At 49.2% G+C, this 950-nt stretch carries 1 pseudogene; it reads right to left on the bottom strand.

What is annotated here, in order from left to right:
- Positions 1 to 74: 74 nt before the first annotated feature.
- A pseudogene (locus C5470_RS21980) lies at positions 75 to 821 on the bottom strand (TIGR03756 family integrating conjugative element protein); the annotation flags it as partial.
- Positions 822 to 950 lie beyond the last annotated feature (129 nt).

Genomic DNA, 950 nt, shown 5'->3' on the forward strand with positions numbered 1-950 from the left:
TGGAGCTCACCCAATAACATTGGAGCACAAAAGTGATCTCCATCGATGTTATTAGGTGATCTCGTTGGATGGTATTAGATGATCTTGATGAATGTTATTGGGTGATCTGCTTGGATGAAAATACCCACCTTTGCCGCTTCTCCGCTGTTATCCGGAAAAACAGCACAAGACGCGCTCATTTTAGGCGCTATACGTTGCCATTGATGATTTTGATTACCTGTATTCTCAACGACTTCGCCGGGTGGCCAGTAACCCTGTTTGCGGTTCCCTTTCAGGGGTTGATAAACATGCCCCTGTCCTGTGCGGGTGATAATGTCAGCTACCCGTTGCGCTACCACCGCAGCCGCTTTATCCTCATCCTGTTGCGTCACAAACCCGCTTCGCGGATAAATATTGCCCCGAAACGAATAACCCAGTTCACGTTTACCAGGAATCAGCGCTTCGGGATAAAACGACTCTGGCACACCGGTCCGCTAAACCAGGCTGTCCAGAGTACTCAAAAAGTAAGGCATAAAAGGCGTGGCGGCACTTTTATACGCATACCCCGAAATTTTCCCGCCTATCATTGCAGTTGCCGGATGCCCAATCGCATCGGCATATTTAAAATGCAGATTGTTTTTCCGGTTGCCTGGGGTTTTCAGCTGATGATTACCGCCGCCCACGGCTATCCCGGAAAGTGCTCTCGTTACGGCATTTTCCACACCGTCAACAGTCTGGCTGACCAGAGACATTTCTTTCCAGGGATTACCGCCAGGCGCGTTATAGACGGAGACCACTGCCTGAGGAATAAAATGTTCAACTTTTATCGAGGTACGCACTTTGCCAATGGCATTCGGTTAAGCTTCTATGCCTGTGCGCCAAAACAGTTCCAGCGAGTTCGGGGCTGCATAGATTTTCTTGGATAGTGCCTTCCTGGTCTTAACCGTTGAGTCATTCTGCCAATTCGCATG

The organism is Photorhabdus stackebrandtii (assembly GCF_011189495.1).
In the GTDB taxonomy this organism is placed as follows: Bacteria; Pseudomonadota; Gammaproteobacteria; order Enterobacterales; family Enterobacteriaceae; genus Photorhabdus; species Photorhabdus khanii.